Annotated in this window: 11 protein-coding genes; 8 read left to right on the plus strand and 3 right to left on the minus strand. The window is 40.1% G+C overall.

The window, feature by feature from the left end; translation table 11 throughout:
- Positions 1-5 precede the first annotated feature (5 nt).
- From ilvC to B7717_RS05015, 4 genes are all read left to right on the plus strand, one after another.
- Entirely contained in the window at positions 6-1028 is a 1023-nt protein-coding gene (gene ilvC / locus B7717_RS05000) for a ketol-acid reductoisomerase (RefSeq protein ID WP_000290683.1), read from the plus strand.
- 79 nt (positions 1029-1107) lie between these two features.
- Positions 1108-2358, plus strand: coding sequence for a threonine ammonia-lyase IlvA (gene ilvA, locus B7717_RS05005; protein WP_000947300.1), 1251 nt, complete (start codon positions 1108-1110; stop codon positions 2356-2358).
- 82 nt (positions 2359-2440) lie between these two features.
- On the plus strand, positions 2441-3337 hold the full coding sequence (locus B7717_RS05010) for an SPFH domain-containing protein (protein WP_000244062.1): 897 nt from the start codon (positions 2441-2443) through the stop codon (positions 3335-3337).
- A gap of 106 nt (positions 3338-3443) precedes the next feature.
- A complete protein-coding gene (locus B7717_RS05015) occupies positions 3444-3659 on the plus strand; it encodes a capsule biosynthesis transcriptional regulator (protein ID WP_084944306.1) in 216 nt (71 codons plus the stop codon).
- Between the two features lie 92 nt (positions 3660-3751).
- Here B7717_RS05015 and B7717_RS05020 read toward each other — a convergent pair whose 3' ends face one another.
- On the minus strand, positions 3752-4492 hold the full coding sequence (locus B7717_RS05020) for an amino acid ABC transporter ATP-binding protein (protein ID WP_000189491.1): 741 nt from the start codon (positions 4490-4492) through the stop codon (positions 3752-3754).
- On the minus strand, positions 4489-6054 hold the full coding sequence (locus B7717_RS05025; protein WP_084944307.1) for an ABC transporter substrate-binding protein/permease: 1566 nt from the start codon (positions 6052-6054) through the stop codon (positions 4489-4491). The genes B7717_RS05020 and B7717_RS05025 overlap by 4 nt, the downstream gene beginning before the upstream one ends.
- Before the next feature lie 129 nt (positions 6055-6183).
- Between B7717_RS05025 and B7717_RS05030 the strand changes: the two genes are divergently transcribed.
- Together B7717_RS05030 and B7717_RS05035 are read left to right on the plus strand one after the other, a co-directional pair.
- Positions 6184-8079: a DUF2207 domain-containing protein gene (locus tag B7717_RS05030; protein WP_042902881.1), complete on the plus strand. Its 1896-nt coding sequence runs from the start codon at positions 6184-6186 to the stop codon at positions 8077-8079.
- Positions 8080-8138: 59 nt separating this feature from the next.
- Positions 8139-8984: an undecaprenyl-diphosphate phosphatase gene (locus tag B7717_RS05035; RefSeq protein ID WP_000273567.1), complete on the plus strand. Its 846-nt coding sequence runs from the start codon at positions 8139-8141 to the stop codon at positions 8982-8984.
- A 34-nt stretch (positions 8985-9018) separates the two neighbouring features.
- Here the strand turns inward: B7717_RS05035 and dinB are convergent, their stop codons facing one another.
- Positions 9019-10080, minus strand: coding sequence for a DNA polymerase IV (dinB, locus tag B7717_RS05040; protein WP_042902880.1), 1062 nt, complete (start codon positions 10078-10080; stop codon positions 9019-9021).
- Positions 10081-10312: 232 nt separating this feature from the next.
- Between dinB and pflB the strand changes: the two genes are divergently transcribed.
- Both pflB and B7717_RS05050 read left to right on the plus strand, forming a co-directional pair.
- Positions 10313-12628 carry a formate C-acetyltransferase gene (gene pflB, locus B7717_RS05045; protein ID WP_000260621.1) on the plus strand — a complete coding sequence of 772 codons (2316 nt, stop codon included), beginning with the start codon at positions 10313-10315 and terminating at the stop codon, positions 12626-12628.
- Positions 12629-12948: 320 nt separating this feature from the next.
- On the plus strand, positions 12949-17022 hold the full coding sequence (locus B7717_RS05050; protein WP_084944308.1) for a Spy0128 family protein: 4074 nt from the start codon (positions 12949-12951) through the stop codon (positions 17020-17022).
- Positions 17023-17388: the final 366 nt, after the last annotated feature.

Raw genomic sequence — 17388 nt, forward strand, 5'->3', positions numbered from 1 at the left:
AAACTATGGCAGTTCAAATGGAATACGAAAAAGATGTTAAAGTAGCAGCGCTTGACGGTAAAAAAATCGCCGTAATCGGTTATGGTTCACAAGGACATGCGCATGCGCAAAACTTGCGTGATTCAGGTCGTGATGTCATCATCGGTGTGCGTCCAGGTAAATCTTTTGACAAAGCAAAAGAAGATGGATTTGACACTTACACAGTAGCAGAAGCAACTAAATTGGCTGACGTTATCATGATCTTGGCACCAGACGAAATCCAACAAGAATTGTACGAAGCAGAAATCGCTCCAAACTTGGAAGCTGGAAATGCAGTTGGATTTGCTCATGGTTTCAATATCCACTTTGAATTTATCAAAGTTCCTGCAGATGTAGATGTCTTCATGTGTGCTCCTAAAGGACCAGGACACTTGGTACGTCGTACTTACGAAGAAGGATTTGGTGTTCCAGCTCTTTACGCAGTTTACCAAGATGCAACAGGAAATGCTAAAAACATTGCTATGGACTGGTGTAAAGGTGTTGGGGCAGCTCGTGTTGGTTTGCTTGAAACAACTTACAAAGAAGAAACTGAAGAAGATCTCTTTGGTGAACAAGCTGTACTTTGTGGTGGTTTGACCGCCCTTATCGAAGCAGGTTTTGAAGTCTTGACAGAAGCAGGCTATGCCCCAGAATTGGCTTACTTTGAAGTTCTTCACGAAATGAAATTGATCGTTGACTTGATCTATGAAGGTGGATTCAAGAAAATGCGTCAATCTATTTCAAACACTGCTGAATACGGTGACTATGTATCAGGTCCACGTGTGATTACTGAGCAAGTTAAAGAAAACATGAAAGCTGTTTTGGCAGATATCCAAAATGGTAAATTTGCAAATGACTTTGTGAATGACTACAAGGCTGGTCGTCCAAAATTAACTGCTTACCGTGAACAAGCAGCTAACCTTGAAATTGAAAAAGTTGGTGCAGAATTGCGTAAAGCAATGCCTTTCGTTGGTAAAAACGACGACGACGCATTCAAAATCTACAATTAATTCTTGTAAAGAGAGACAGAAGGCGAGTTGGGGGTACCTAACTCGTTTTTTATCTTGAAAAGTACTTGAGGAGGAGACAATGCTAAGTGCAAAAGATGTGGTGAAAGCCCACAAAGTTTTGAGTGGTGTAGTAGTTGATACACCACTAGAATATGATCATTATTTATCAGAAAAATACCAAGCAAAGATTTATCTCAAAAAGGAGAATGCGCAACGAGTTCGCTCTTTTAAAATTCGTGGAGCCTATTATGCCATTTCTCAACTGTCAAAAGAAGAACGCGAGCGTGGTGTAGTCTGTGCCTCTGCGGGAAATCATGCCCAAGGTGTCGCCTATACTTGTAATGAGATGAAGATTCCTGCAACGATCTTTATGCCCATCACAACACCGCAACAAAAGATTGGGCAGGTTCGCTTTTTCGGTGGAGAGTTTGTGACAATCAAGTTGGTTGGGGATACCTTTGATGCTTCTGCTAAGGCAGCACAAGAATTTACATTGACAGAAAACCGCACCTTCATCGATCCTTTTGATGATGCGCATGTTCAGGCTGGTCAAGGGACTGTAGCCTATGAAATTCTTGAAGAAGCCCGTAAAGAGTCTATTGATTTTGATACAGTACTTGTACCAGTAGGTGGTGGCGGATTGATTGCCGGTGTTTCTACTTATATTAAGGAAACCAACCCGACTATTGAAGTGATCGGGGTAGAAGCTAATGGTGCTCGCTCTATGAAAGCTGCCTTTGAAGCTGGGGGACCAGTTAAACTCAAAGAAATTGATAAGTTCGCTGATGGGATAGCCGTACAGAAGGTTGGACAATTAACCTATGAAGCGACTCGTAAGAATGTTGAAACGCTGATTGGGGTGGACGAGGGATTGATTTCCGAAACCTTGATTGATCTTTATTCCAAACAAGGTATTGTAGCAGAACCAGCCGGAGCTGCCAGTGTTGCAGCCTTGGAAGTTTTATCAGACTATATCAAAGGCAAGACGATTTGTTGTATCATTTCTGGAGGAAATAACGATATCAACCGTATGCCGGAGATGGAAGAACGTGCCTTGATTTACGATGGAATCAAGCATTACTTTGTAGTGAATTTTCCACAACGTCCTGGAGCTCTCCGAGAGTTTGTAAATGATATTTTAGGGCCAAATGATGACATCACTCGTTTTGAATATATCAAACGAGCAAGCAAGGGGACAGGTCCTGTATTGATTGGGGTAGCTCTTGCCAATAAGCATGATTATGCTGGCTTGATTCATCGAATGGAAAAGTTTGACCCATCTTATATTAATTTGAATGGGAACGAAACGTTGTATAATATGCTAGTTTAAGCTAAAATAAAATTATTATCATATTATTTGCGTAATGGTAATGATGGTGCTATAATGAGGGTGACGAAAGGGGGAGATTCCCATGGTTTTACAAATTTTACTTGTTTTATTGTTTTTAGTGGTGATTGCATCAGTGATTATGGTTAGTTCTGTGTATGTGGTTCGACAACAATCTGTCGCTATCATAGAACGCTTTGGTAAATACCAAAAGTTGAGCAATAGTGGTATTCATTTACGAGCTCCTTTTGGGATTGATAGGATTGCAGCAAGAGTTCAACTACGCTTGTTGCAAAGTGAGATTGTTGTAGAGACAAAGACGCAAGATAATGTATTTGTAACGATGAATGTGGCAACTCAGTATCGAGTGAATGAAAATAATGTCACAGATGCTTATTATAAATTGATGCGTCCAGAAGCCCAGATTAAATCCTATATAGAAGATGCTTTGCGTTCATCTGTACCAAAGCTAACCCTAGATGAGTTGTTTGAGAAGAAGGATGAAATCGCCTTAGAAGTTCAAAAACAAGTGGCTGAAGAAATGTCTACATATGGGTATATCATTGTCAAAACGCTGATTACTAAGGTTGAACCTGATGCTGAAGTAAAACAATCAATGAATGAAATTAACGCGGCTCAACGTAAGAGAGTTGCGGCGCAAGAGCTTGCTGAAGCAGATAAGATTAAAATCGTGACCGCAGCAGAAGCTGAAGCAGAAAAAGATCGCCTACATGGTGTAGGGATTGCAGAGCAGCGTAAAGCAATTGTTGACGGACTAGCTGATTCTATCCAAGAGTTAAAGGGAGCCAATGTTGAGCTAACTGAAGAACAAATCATGTCTATCCTATTAACGAACCAGTATTTAGATACGTTGAATAATTTTGCAGATAAAGAGGGTAATAATACAATCTTCCTACCAGCAAATCCTAATGGAGTCGAGGACATAAGAACTCATATATTATCGGCTTTAAAAGCCAAATAAAAATATGCAGAATAATATAGTTGCAACGAATATATGTTTTTTTATTGACAAACGAAATAAAAACGTATACAATTAAGTATTGTAAAGAATAATTTAGGAGAAGAACATGGCTAAGTCGAACTTTGAAAAAGTAGAAGCAGTTGTTGGCTGGGTTCGTGATAAGAAAATCACAGGCTACCGTATCTCTAAAGAAACGAATGCGCGTGAAATGTCTATCATTGCTCTAGCACAAGGACGCGCAAAAGTTAAAAATATTTCATTTGAAACAGCTCTTGGTTTAATCGATTTCTATGAAAAAAATCATGAAAAATTTGAAAATTAAACTGTGGTCACAGGCAGATTCCTGAATCGAGTCTGCCTTTTCTTTACAATTACAAATTAAAAAGACTGCATTCTTTATGCAGTCTTTGTTTATTAGCTGAGATAGCGTTGAAGAAATTCTTTTGTCCGGTCTTCTTTAGGATTTGTAAAGAGTTCTTCAGGCCTGCCTTCTTCAGCAATGACACCCTTATCCATAAAGATGACACGGTGAGAGACATCGCGAGCGAATTCCATTTCGTGGGTTACGACGATCATGGTCAAGCCTTCTTGAGCCAAATCCTGCATAATTTTGAGGACTTCTCCAACCATTTCAGGGTCAAGAGCAGATGTTGGTTCGTCGAAGAGAATGGCATCAGGATTCATGGAGAGCGCGCGGGCGATAGCCACGCGTTGTTTCTGACCACCTGATAGTTGCTTCGGCTTGGCTTGCCAGTAACGTTCTCCCATGCCAACTTTTTCGAGATTCTCTTTGGCAATTTTTTCAGCTTCAGAGTGGTCGCGTTTGAGTACAGTCGTTTGGGCAACAATCGTATTTTCAAGGACATTCAGATTTTCAAAGAGATTGAAAGATTGGAAAACCATACCGAGTTTTTCACGATAATGGGTGAGGTTATAGCCTTTTTCTAAGACATTTTCTCCTCGATAGAGAATCTCTCCCTCTGTAGGTGTTTCGAGTAAATTAATTGAACGAAGGAAGGTTGATTTTCCGCTTCCAGAGCTCCCGATGATGGAAATAACCTCTCCTTTATGGACGGTGAGAGAAATGTCTTTTAGCACTTCGTTTTGCCCATAGGATTTTTTGAGGTGTTTGATTTCAAGGATTGCTTGTGTCATTTTTTCAAATCCTCCGTTTGCATTTGGTTAGCACCTGTAGTGTAAGTATCCATGTCCATACGACGTTCGATGAAGCGTAGGATACGGGTCACAGTAAAGGTGAGGACAAAGTAAATCACGGCGATGATGGTAAAGGTCTGGAAGTATTGATAAGTTTGTGTTGCTACAGTATTTCCTGAGAAATAAAGCTCAACAACTGAAATAACGTTCAATACAGAGGTATCTTTGATATTGATGACAAACTCATTACCAGTAGCAGGTAGAATATTACGGACAACCTGAGGTAGGACAATCTTACGCATGGTTTGATTGTGGGTCATACCAAGAGCAGTTGCAGCTTCAAACTGTCCTTTGTCAACTGCTAGAATACCACCACGGACGATTTCAGTCATGTAGGCACCTGTGTTGATTGAGACGATGAAGATAGCGGCTAGTGTGCGGTCAAGATTGATACCGAAAGCTTGGGCAGTTCCATAGTAGATAACCATGGATTGAACAATCATTGGTGTACCACGGAAGATCTCGATATAGACATTGAGAATCCAACCGACTAGTTTCTGTAGGGTGTACATTGCCTTGTTCTCAGATAGTGGAGCGGTACGGAAGATCCCGATTGCAAGTCCGATAAGGAGACCTGTGATGGTTCCGATAATGGAGATTAGGAGTGTGATACCAGCACCACGCAAGAGTTGTTGCCAGTTTTCAGAAAGTATCTTAGCGACTTGGCTAAAGAAACTACTTTCTTCCTCTGTTGTTGTAGACTCCACAGGTTGCTCTTTGATCATACGATCCATGAGGGCTACTTGCTCATCCTTTGAGATGGTTTCGATGCTCGCATTGATTTGGCTGATGCGGCTGTCATCTTTACGAAGTCCAATGGCAATAGCTGTATCTTCTTCGCCAGTTTTGAAACCTGGTTGAGGTTGGATCATTTTGAACTTAGCGTTAGCAGACTCAGCGGTCATTGCTTCAGGTCGTTCAGAAACATAGGCATCAATAACACCGGCCTCCAGAGCTTGACGCATCTGAGCAAAGTCGCCCATAGCTGTTTCTTTTTTGGCACCTGGAATTTGGGAAATCAGGTCATAAAGATAAACACCTTGTTGAGACGTGATTTTTGCTCCGCTAAAGTCTTCCAAAGATTTGGCATTCGCATAGGCAGAGTCCTTTTTGACCAATAGAACCGGTTCGCTAGTATAGTAACTGCTTGAAAAAGCAATTTCTTGTTTGCGTTCAGCAGTTGGGCTCATACCGGCAATGATCATATCAATTTTGCCAGAAGTAAGGGCTGGAACAAGTCCTTCCCATTTGGTTTTTACAACCAAAGGTTCTTTGCCTAAGTCTTTGGCAATCTTTTTAGCGATTTGGACATCGTAGCCATTGGCATATTGGTTGGTACCGTCAATTTTGACAGCGCCGTTACTATCGTCGTCTTGAGTCCAGTTGAAGGGAGCGTAAGCTGCCTCCATCCCGATGCGTAAATATTCGTCGGCTTGGACTTGGCTAACTAGTCCTAAGGTAAGGGCTAGGCTAGCAAGGATAGATAAGCATAATTTTTTCATGTTTTCTCCTATTTCTAGTCTAAAAATGACTCTCTCTATTGTATCTAAAAATAGTGAGATTTTCAATACAAGTAAGCCTTTACTTATAAAAAATGATATAATGGTAAAAAGATTGAAAGGGAACCGATTATGAAAAAAAGATGGCTGTTGGCTTTGGTATTTACTTATTTATTATTTATACCGAGCCTGGTTTTTGCAGTAGACTTTGATATCTTATCCTATCAGGGGGATTTGAATATTCATGCAGATAATACTGCAATTTTTAAGGAAACAATTACCTACCGCTTTGGAGATGATTACAATGGTCAGTTAGTTGGGCTCGGAAAAGCTGGGAAAATGCCGGAAGGATTTGACATTGATCCCGACCCGACCGTTCAGGTCTCTAAAAATGGAAGAATTGTTCAAAATGTTTCCTTCTATACTATGGAGGAAGAGGACGGCTACAAGGTAAAAATTTACAATGCTGGATATGCCGGAGATACTGTTCGGGTAACGGTTACCTGGAAACTAACAAACCTTCTCTTCTTATATAAGGATATCGCAGAGCTAAATTGGCAACCCTTGACCGATAGTACTGGAGACATCAAAGAGATTGAGTTTAAGATTAGCTCTGATACCCCAGCAGAGAAACTCTATTTTCATGCAGGCCAACTCCTAAGGGACTCTAGTGTTGAAAAAGTAAATAATCTCTATCATGTCAAAATGAAAGACCTTCCTAGAAAGCGACAGATCGAATTACACGCATACTGGCCTAGAAGTGCTTTTGCAGGAGCTCCAGATCAAGGGTTAGAGGAAGAACGTTTAACCGATTTTAACCGGATTGAAAGCAATATAGCAACAGAAAAAGCGCAAAGTGAGATTTTGATGAAATGGGTATTCCCCGTCATTTTTATGAGTCTCTTACTTCTAGTTCCTATCTTCTATAGGATGTTTCGTCAGAGTACAAGCATTAAAAAGGTCTTTCCAAAAGATCATCGACTCTACGAACCACCGATGGATTTGCCTCCAATGGTTTTAGCAGAAGCAGTGTATTCAACGTCCTTAGAGGAAGTCAATCCCCTAAACAAATCAGGGTTTGGCAAATTTACTTTTGAACGTTTGATTCAGGCAACCTTGTTGGATTTAGTAGATCGAGGTCATTTATCTATTTTCCAAGGGGATGAAGAACCTTATGTGCGCATTATCAGTGAAAAGGGTTTGTCCAATTTTGAGAAGGAATGTCTGCGCATGACTTTGTCAAATAAGAAAGAATTGGCTATTTCAGAGCTCTTCCCTGATTACCAAGTTTCATCTTCCCTTTACCGTGGTGCCAAAGAGTCAGATGAAAAACATATCCGAGAAACAGGCTCGCGTCTCAAACGCTCCTTTGAAGGAAGACTTCAACGCATTCAGTCTTGTGTCAAGGATAAGGTCCATGTACTTCGTATCCCAAGCTACTATCGTCCCTTGACAAGTGAGGAACGCCGCCTTGCTCTCGGGATGCGGGTCTGTTCAGCCATAACAGCTCTAGGTGGACTGCTATTCTTTTACTATAGCTGGCAAACACATGGTTTCTTTTCGATCCCATTTCTACTCTTAGGATTGACAGGATTAGGGGCTAGTTTCTGGGTTTATCTTGCCACGCGAGGAGCCTATCGCGATGGAGTTCTAACTGAGGAAGGAGCAGAAATCTTCTATCTCTGGACGAGTTTTGAAAATATGCTTCGCGACATTGCTCATCTAGATCAGGCCGAGCTAGAGAGCATCGTCCTTTGGAACCGTCTACTGGTCTATGCGACTCTCTTTGGTTATGCCAAGAAGGTGAGTAAGTTAATGAAAGTTCGCCATATTCAGCTTGAAAATCCAGATTTGAATCTTTATGTAGCCTATGGTTGGCACTCACAGTTCTACTCCTCAACTGCACAAATCAAGCAATATACTGCTGTCGCAAATACAGCTAGCAATTACTCTGTATCTTCTGGAAGTGGTTCTTCAGGTGGAGGATTCTCAGGAGGCGGAGGCGGTGGTAGCATCGGTGCCTTCTAAAAAATCTATCGCAATATCCGAAATTATGCTATAATAGAGGACAGAAAAAGGAGTAATGTATGTATTTTATTGAAATTTTGAAGTCAATCTTTTTTGGGATTGTTGAAGGAATTACAGAATGGTTGCCCATTTCAAGTACTGGCCACTTGATCTTGGTTGAAGAATTTGTACAATACAAGGACCAGAATGAAGCCTTCATGTCCATGTTTAATGTTGTCATCCAGCTTGGTGCCATTTTAGCAGTTATGGTCATTTACTTTAACAAGCTTAATCCTTTCAAACCTGGTAAAACTAAGGTAGAAGTTCGTAGAACTTGGCAGTTGTGGTCAAAAGTCTTTGTTGCGACCTTGCCTTTGCTATTGGTTTTTAAACTAGATGATTGGTTTGATGCTAACTTCCATAACATGGTTTCAGTTGCGATTATGTTGATTATCTATGGTGTTGCCTTTATCTACCTTGAAAAACGAAATAAGGCGCAAGCCATTGAACCAACAGTAACAGAGCTAGACAAGTTACCTTATAAAACAGCCCTTTACATTGGGCTCTTCCAAGTCCTCGCCCTCTTTCCAGGAACGAGCCGTTCAGGTGCGACGATTGTTGGTGGTTTGTTGAATGGAACAAGCCGCTCAGTCGTAACAGAGTTTACCTTCTATCTCGGAATTCCTGTTATGTTCGGAGCCAGTGCTTTAAAGATTTTCAAATTTATTAAAGCAGGTCAACTCTTGAGTTTTGGACAACTGTTCTTGCTCTTGGTAGCTATGGGTGTTGCCTTTGCGGTCAGCATGGTTGCTATTCGTTTCTTGACCAGCTATGTGAAGAAACACGACTTTACACTCTTTGGTAAATATCGTATTGTACTCGGTAGTGTCTTGTTGCTCTATAGTTTTGTGCGTTTGTTTGTATAAGAAAAAAGCTTGAGGGAAGTTTCCTTCAAGCTTTTTAAAATCCTGTCACCGTAATTCCTAGTAAACGGATACCTTTTTCTTTTTCAGCTAGCTCTTCGTAGAGTTGAAGGGCGGTTTGAGAAATCTGACTAGCGTCCTGTGTAGCTTGTGGGAGGCTTTTTCGTCTAGTCAGAGTGGAGAAGTCAGCATATCGTATTTTTAGGATAATGATTTTTCCAGCTTTGTCCTGCTTGCTGAGATTGTGAGCTACCTTTTCGGAGAGAAGAGTCAGCTCTTTTTTGATATCTTCTTCATCCTGGAGAATCTTACTATAGGTTTTCTCCTTCCCGATTGATTTGCGGATGCGATTGGACTTGACTGGAGAATTGTGAATACCACGAGCCTTTCGATAAAGATCATAACCAAGTCTGCCAAAGCGATCGATTAAAGTAACTTCTGAGACATCCAATAAGTCTGCACCAGTATAAATGCCCATTTCATGAAGCTTTTCTACTGTCTTCTTTCCTACACCATGAAATTTAGCAATGTCCATTTGTTTGAGAAAGTCTTGGGCTTTGTCAGGTAGAATCACTGTCAAACCATGTGGCTTCTGATAATCACTGGCCATTTTAGCTAGAAATTTATTGTAGGAAACGCCTGCAGAAGCGGTCAGGTGTAGTTCCTGCCAGATATCCTCTTGGATGAGGCGGGCTATTTTGACGGCTGACTTGATACCGAGTTTATTTTCCGTCACATCTAAGTATGCCTCGTCGATACTCATAGGTTCAATCAAATCAGTGTAGCGTTTAAAAATAGCTCGAATCTCAAGTCCCACAGTCTTATACTTTTCATAATTTCCAGAGATAAAGACAGCTTGGGGACAGCGCTCATAAGCTTCTTTAGAACTCATGGCTGAATGAACACCAAAAACTCGTGCCTCGTAGCTACAGGTAGAAACGACACCTCGACCACCTGTTTGTCTGGGATCACTTCCGATGATAACAGGTTTGCCCTTTAACTTGGGATTATCTCTGATTTCCACCGCAGCAAAAAAGGCATCCATGTCGATATGGATGATTTTTCTGGACAGATCATTTATCAATGGAAATATGAGCATTCCAATCCCTTTCTAGTGTCATTTTCTATTTATTATACCCTTTTTTCTGAAAAAATGGGAAAGTTCAACCTGACTTTCAAAAATATAATACAGATAAGAACAAAAAAGAGACTGTATTATAAAAGAAAGCGTCTAAAATGCCGATTTTCTCTTGTTGAAATCGGTTACTGTATGGTATACTTGTCTCAAGAATGTAACAGATGACTGTTACTAGAAAAAAGAGGACATTAACATGGTTGTTAAGACAGTTGTTGAAGCACAAGACATTTTTGATAAAGCTTGGGAAGGCTTCAAAGGCGTAGATTGGAAAGAAAAAGCAAGTATTTCTCGCTTTGTTCAAGCTAACTACACACCTTATGATGGAGATGAAAGTTTCCTTGCTGGACCAACAGAACGTTCACTCCACATCAAAAAAATCGTAGAAGAAACAAAAGCACACTACGAAGAAACTCGTTTCCCAATGGACACTCGTCCAACATCTATTGCTGATATTCCTGCTGGATTTATCGACAAAGAAAATGAAGTTATCTTCGGTATCCAAAACGATGAACTCTTCAAATTGAACTTCATGCCAAAAGGTGGTATCCGTATGGCTGAAACTACTTTGAAGGAAAATGGATATGAACCAGATCCAGCTGTTCACGAAATCTTCACTAAATACGTAACAACAGTTAACGACGGTATCTTCCGTGCCTACACTTCAAACATTCGTCGCGCTCGTCACGCTCACACTGTAACTGGTCTTCCAGATGCCTACTCACGTGGACGTATCATCGGTGTTTACGCACGTCTTGCTCTTTACGGTGCAGACTACTTGATGCAAGAAAAAGTAAACGACTGGAATGCGATCAAAGAAATTGATGAAGAAACAATCCGTCTTCGTGAAGAAGTAAACCTTCAATACCAAGCATTGCAACAAGTTGTTCGCTTGGGTGACCTTTACGGAGTTGATGTCCGCAAACCAGCGATGAACACGAAAGAAGCAATCCAATGGGTTAACATCGCCTTCATGGCTGTCTGCCGTGTTATTAACGGTGCTGCTACATCTCTAGGACGTGTGCCAATCGTATTGGATATCTTTGCAGAACGTGACCTTGCTCGTGGTACATTTACTGAATCAGAAATCCAAGAGTTCGTTGATGATTTCGTTATGAAACTTCGTACAGTTAAATTTGCTCGTACAAAAGCTTATGACCAATTGTACTCAGGTGACCCAACCTTCATCACAACTTCTATGGCTGGTATGGGTAACGATGGTCGTCACCGTGTTACTAAGATGGACTACCGTTTCTTGAACACTCTTGACAACATCGGTAACTCTCCAGAGCCAAACTTGACAGTTCTTTGGACTGACAAATTGCCATACAACTTCCGTCGCTACTGTATGCACATGAGCCACAAACACTCTTCTATCCAATATGAAGGTGTAACAACAATGGCTAAAGACGGATACGGAGAAATGAGCTGTATCTCATGCTGTGTGTCACCACTTGACCCAGAAAACGAAGATCAACGTCACAACATCCAGTACTTCGGTGCTCGTGTAAACGTTCTTAAAGCCCTTCTTACTGGTTTGAACGGTGGTTACGACGATGTTCACAAAGACTACAAGGTATTTGACATCGATCCTATCCGTGACGAAGTTCTTGAATTCGAATCAGTTAAAGCCAACTTCGAAAAATCTCTTGACTGGTTGACTGACACTTACGTAGATGCTTTGAACATCATCCACTACATGACTGACAAGTACAACTACGAAGCTGTTCAAATGGCCTTCTTGCCAACTAAACAACGCGCTAACATGGGATTCGGTATCTGTGGATTTGCAAACACAGTTGATACATTGTCAGCTATCAAGTACGCTACAGTTAAACCAATCCGTGATGAAAATGGCTACATCTACGATTACGAAACAATCGGTGAATACCCACGTTGGGGTGAAGATGACCCACGTTCAAACGAATTGGCAGAATGGTTGATCGAAGCTTACACAACTCGTCTACGTAGCCACAAGCTTTATAAAGACGCAGAAGCTACAGTATCTCTTTTGACAATCACATCTAACGTTGCTTACTCTAAACAAACTGGTAACTCACCAGTCCACAAAGGTGTATACCTCAACGAAGATGGTTCTGTGAACTTGTCTAAACTTGAATTCTTCTCACCAGGTGCGAACCCATCTAACAAAGCTAAAGGTGGATGGTTGCAAAACTTAAACTCACTTGCTAGCCTTGACTTTGGTTACGCAGCTGACGGTATTTCATTGACAACTCAAGTTTCACCTCGTGCTCTTGGTAAGACTCGTGACGAACAAGTGGATAACTTGGTAACAATCCTTGATGGTTACTTCGAAAACGGTGGACAACACGTTAACTTGAACGTTATGGACTTGAACGATGTTTACGAAAAGATCATGTCAGGTGAAGACGTTATCGTACGTATCTCTGGATACTGTGTAAACACTAAATACCTCACTCCAGAACAAAAAACTGAATTGACACAACGTGTCTTCCACGAAGTTCTTTCAATGGATGATGCATTGAGCTAAGATTCAATTAGAATAATAAGAAAGCCAGTCAAAATGACTGGCTTTTTACTATAATATCAAAGATTGACCTAATTACAGATGTAACATATATTAAGCTATTTATATTAGTTTACCGATATAAATAGCTCAAAATTGAATGGCTAGGTTATAGAATGATGCAAATACGTGTATTTTTAAGTTAATATACTTGAATAGATTGTATTGAGATGTTATAATATAATAGACAAGCTCTAGTTAGTGATAGAGGTTGTCAAAATGTTATGATGTAATCTCTTAGGGAGATTAGAAATAAAAATTTCATATAGAAAAGAGGAGAAGAAATGTCGAAAAGCAAAGCGTTAAAAATGCTTTCTAAATTTTCTGCGTTAGTTTTTGCTATTTTAGCTCTAGCATCTGTTTTAGTAGGCATTGTTAAAGCAGATAATCCAGTATCAAAAGAATTAACACAAGTAATTACAGACATTGATCTGTTAGATGCTTCAGATACTAAGCAAAATGTGAGTTCAGAAGGAGATTTCGAGCTTCGTACGAATTTAGCATATAAGCTTCGTGTGACTTTTGATCTCAAACAGTATAATGAACATCTGAATAATGGAGATTATTTTACCTTTGATATACCTGCTCCTATGGCAGTTTATGAGGGGAGTCAGGATTTAATTGATCCGACAACAAAAGTTACTATTGGAGAAGCTGAAGTGACTTCAAATGGTACTGATCAAGGTGGGAAAGCAAAAATCACCTTAAAAAACCTGGATAAATATTTAGAGAAAACTGGTGGAGATAAGGTAAAGGATGTGTCAGGGAATTTTTCTGTTTCTTTTAGATTCTTAAAAGATCAGAATAAGACCCGCATTAACTTTAATTCATCCTCATTGAAGCAAGAAGTGACTCACATTTATTCATCAAAAACAATCGATGGTCCCAAAGTTGGTACTGAAAATTACGCTAAAATTGGGGGTCGTGCTGCCCTTGAAAGTTGGAACTCTCCAAAACTGGCTGAGATTGGTTCGGTTAGCAAGGGAGATGCATGGTCTGTCTGGCGTGTACGTGTAAATACAGAGAAACAAGACTTAGGACAAAATATTGTATTACATGATACTATACCAAATGATGATACTAGTTACACTCCCGCACAGTATATTCCTGAGACTCTAAAAGTATATAAGGCAGATATCACTGTTGGGACTTCTGCTGTTCCAGATGATGCAGTATTGTTAACTGAGGGACAAGACTATACCGTTTCGTGGAACGAAAACTATACTTCATTCGATATCATTTTTAAAGATGGAACGACCTCTTATATAGTATCTTATAACACAACAACTCCTAATGATGGAAGTAAAGTAGGAAATAGGGTTGCTCTGTCGTTGGCTGACGGGACTAAATTAGCACAGAACACAAGTCGTCCGGGAGCACTTGATATGACAGCTGAGGCGACATCTTTGATTTCTGGTACGATTGTAGCATCTACTGCTTACCAAATTAAGATTCATAAGACTGATGCCTTCACTCTTGCTCCAGTTTCGAGTGCAGTATATACTGTGACAGCAGCAGATGATGCAAGTGAAACAACAGAAGTGACTACGAATGAAAAAGGAGTAGCGCTTACGAAAACTTATGATCAGAAATGGGAAGGTAAAACGTTTAAGATCAAAGAGAAGACTGCTCCATCAGGCTATAAACTAGATGAAAAAGAGTATACAGTTAAACTCGGTGCTGCGGGTTCTACTATTCATCTTAAAGATGAACCTGTTCCAGCTGTATTCAATGTGACGGCTAAGAAAGTAGTAGAAGGACGTACAGATAAACTTCCAAAAGCGGATGAGTTTACCTTTAACCTATTTTCTGCAGAGAACTTGAAGGACCCTGTAGCCACAGCAAAATCAAAAGCTGATGGAACGATTACCTTTGAGAATCTCCAAGTAAAAGGTGCGGGAACTTATCACTACATCATCAAAGAGGACACTTCAACAGCAGTTGCAGGCGTTACATTTGATACAGAAGCCAAGGAAGTTACTGTAGCAGCAACTTTCCAAAGTGGAGTTTTAACAGCAACTGTCACATCTGCAGAACCAACTTTCACTAACACTTATAAAGCAACTCCAGCTAAAGAAACTATCACAGCTAAGAAAGTCTTGAACGGTAAAGAACTTGAAGCTGATAAATACGAATTCGAACTTAAAAAAGGTGAAGAAGTCGTTGCGACAGCTAAAAACGCTGCAGACGGCACCGTTACTTTCAAAGAAATTGAGTTCGAAACAGCAGGTGATTACACTTACACTATCACTGAAAAAGCAGGTAGTGAAAAAGGTGTGACATACGATACTGCTAAACACGAAGTTAAGGTAAAAGTTACAGATAACGGGGAAGGAAAACTTGTTGCAGCTGTTACAGGTAACAACCCAACCTTCACCAATACCTATAAAGCAGCTCCAGCAAAAGAAATTATCAAAGCTACTAAAGTTTTGGATGGTAAAAAACTTGAAGCTGATAAATACGAGTTTGAACTTAAAGAAAAAGAAAGTGACAAAGTCGTTGCGACAGCTAAAAACGCTGCAGACGGTACTGTGACTTTCAAAGAAATTGAGTATGCAGCAGCAGGTGAATACACTTACACTATCACTGAAAAAGCAGGTAGCGAAGCAGGTGTGACATACGACACTGCTACACATGAAGTGACAGTAAACGTTACAGATGACGGCCAAGGTCAACTTGTTGCAGCTGTTACAGGTAACAACCCAACCTTCACAAACACATATAAAGCAGCTCCAGCTAAAATTGCTATTGAAGCTAAAAAAGTTTTGAATGGTAAAGAGCTGGAGATAGATGAGTTTGAGTTTGAACTGAAAGAGGGTGACAAGGTTGTTGCGACAGCAAAGAATACTGCTGGCGGATTGATTCGTTTTTCTGAAATTAGCTATTCAACAGCAGGAGTATATAACTACACTATTACAGAAAAGGTTGGCAATAAACTTGGTGTAACTTATGATAAAACAGAACATCCAGCAACTGTAGAAGTGAAAGATAATGGCGAAGGTCAACTTGTCGCGACAGTTACAAGTGAAACACCAGTTTTCGTTAATGACTATAAAGCGGAACCTGCACAGGCTACAATCAAAGCTAAGAAAGTCTTGAAAGGTAAAGCGCTTGAAGCTGATGCTTACACATTTGAACTGAAAGAAGGTTCAGACCTTGTAGCTACGGCTAAGAATACTGCCTCAGGAGAAGTTGTCTTCAACGTCACTTTCTCAGCAGCAGGCGATTACGTTTACACTATTACTGAAAAAGCTGGTGACGATAAAACAATCACTTATGATCAAAATGCGTATGAAGTGTTCGTCACTGTTGCGGATGATGGTAAAGGCCAATTGGTTGCGACTGTAGAAGATGCGGATACAGAACGTGTCTTCACAAACACTTATACAGCACCAGCTCCAACAGCTACATCGGCAACACTTGAATTTACGAAAGAATTGACTGGTCGTACTTTGGTTGATGGTGAGTTCCAATTTGAATTGTACAAAGATGGACAAAAAATTGATACAAAAACAAACCAAGGTGGAAAAGTAACATTTAATGCAATCAACTATGATGCAGAAGGTGAGTATACTTATACTGTAAAAGAAGTGAATGCTGGAGCAACTGGTATTACTTATGATACAGAAAAGACTGCGGTGGTAAAAGTAACCAAAGATGCAGCAACCAACGCTTTGAAGGCAGCTGTTGAATATCCAGCAGGTAGTGTCTTCAAGAATAGCTTCAAAGCACCAGCGGTAGAAGCTACGATTGAAGCAACTAAGAAACTTGAAGGTAAAGAACTTGCGGCTGATGCTTATACTTTCGAATTGAAAGAGAAAGGCGCCGTTGTAGCTACAGCTAAGAATACTGCCGAAGGTAAAGTAGACTTTGTTCGTTCATTCGAAGAAGCAGGTACTCATACTTATACCTTGGTTGAAAAAGTTGGTACTGAAGAGGGTATTGAATACGATAAGACCGAGCATACTGTAACAGTCACTGTAGTTGCGGATGATCAAGGTCTCTTGACTGCAAAGGTTTCCTATGCCAATGGTAAAGAAGTTGTATTTACAAATAAATACACTGTTCCAACACCAACGCCAGAACCAAATCCAGCTCCAAATAATCCAGGAACAACGCCAGATCCAGCACCAACACCAGATCCAACGCCAAATAATCCAGGAATAAATCCAACTCCAGGAACAGAACCAACTGATCCAGGACAAAAGGAGGATCCGAAACCAGCACCCCCAGCTACTGAGACTAAAGGTAAAGCTGAACTTCCAAACACAGGGGAAGCAACCTCTATCCTTTCTGCGCTTGGATTTGTAGTCTTGGCATTGAGTGGATTGGTATTCTTCGTAAAACGCAAAGCTTAAGCTTTTGTAGAAGAAACATGAAACTTGGTAAGTGAGAATATTTCTTATCTCTTAAACTTGATAGAGAAAGTCTCTAGAAAATTCGTTTTCTAGGGACTTTTTTTGTACTTCAAAAAATTTTTAAAAAATAGTCAAATTTGGTCAAAAGTGTTATTGACTTTTACTGACCAATGTGATATAGTAGAAACATAAGGAAAATGAATTCCTTAGAAAACTTCATTTTCAATGATCCTATTTCTTGAAAATGTACGATAGAAACCCTAGAAAGGGGTGAGGCCTATGTTAAATCTAACAGATTTTGAAAAGAAGATGATAAAAGGCTTATTTAAGAAAGAAAAACCAGAAATTATACGTAGGGTAGCTAGT

The organism is Streptococcus oralis subsp. oralis (assembly GCF_002096495.1).
Taxonomy (GTDB): domain Bacteria; phylum Bacillota; class Bacilli; order Lactobacillales; family Streptococcaceae; genus Streptococcus; species Streptococcus oralis_CU.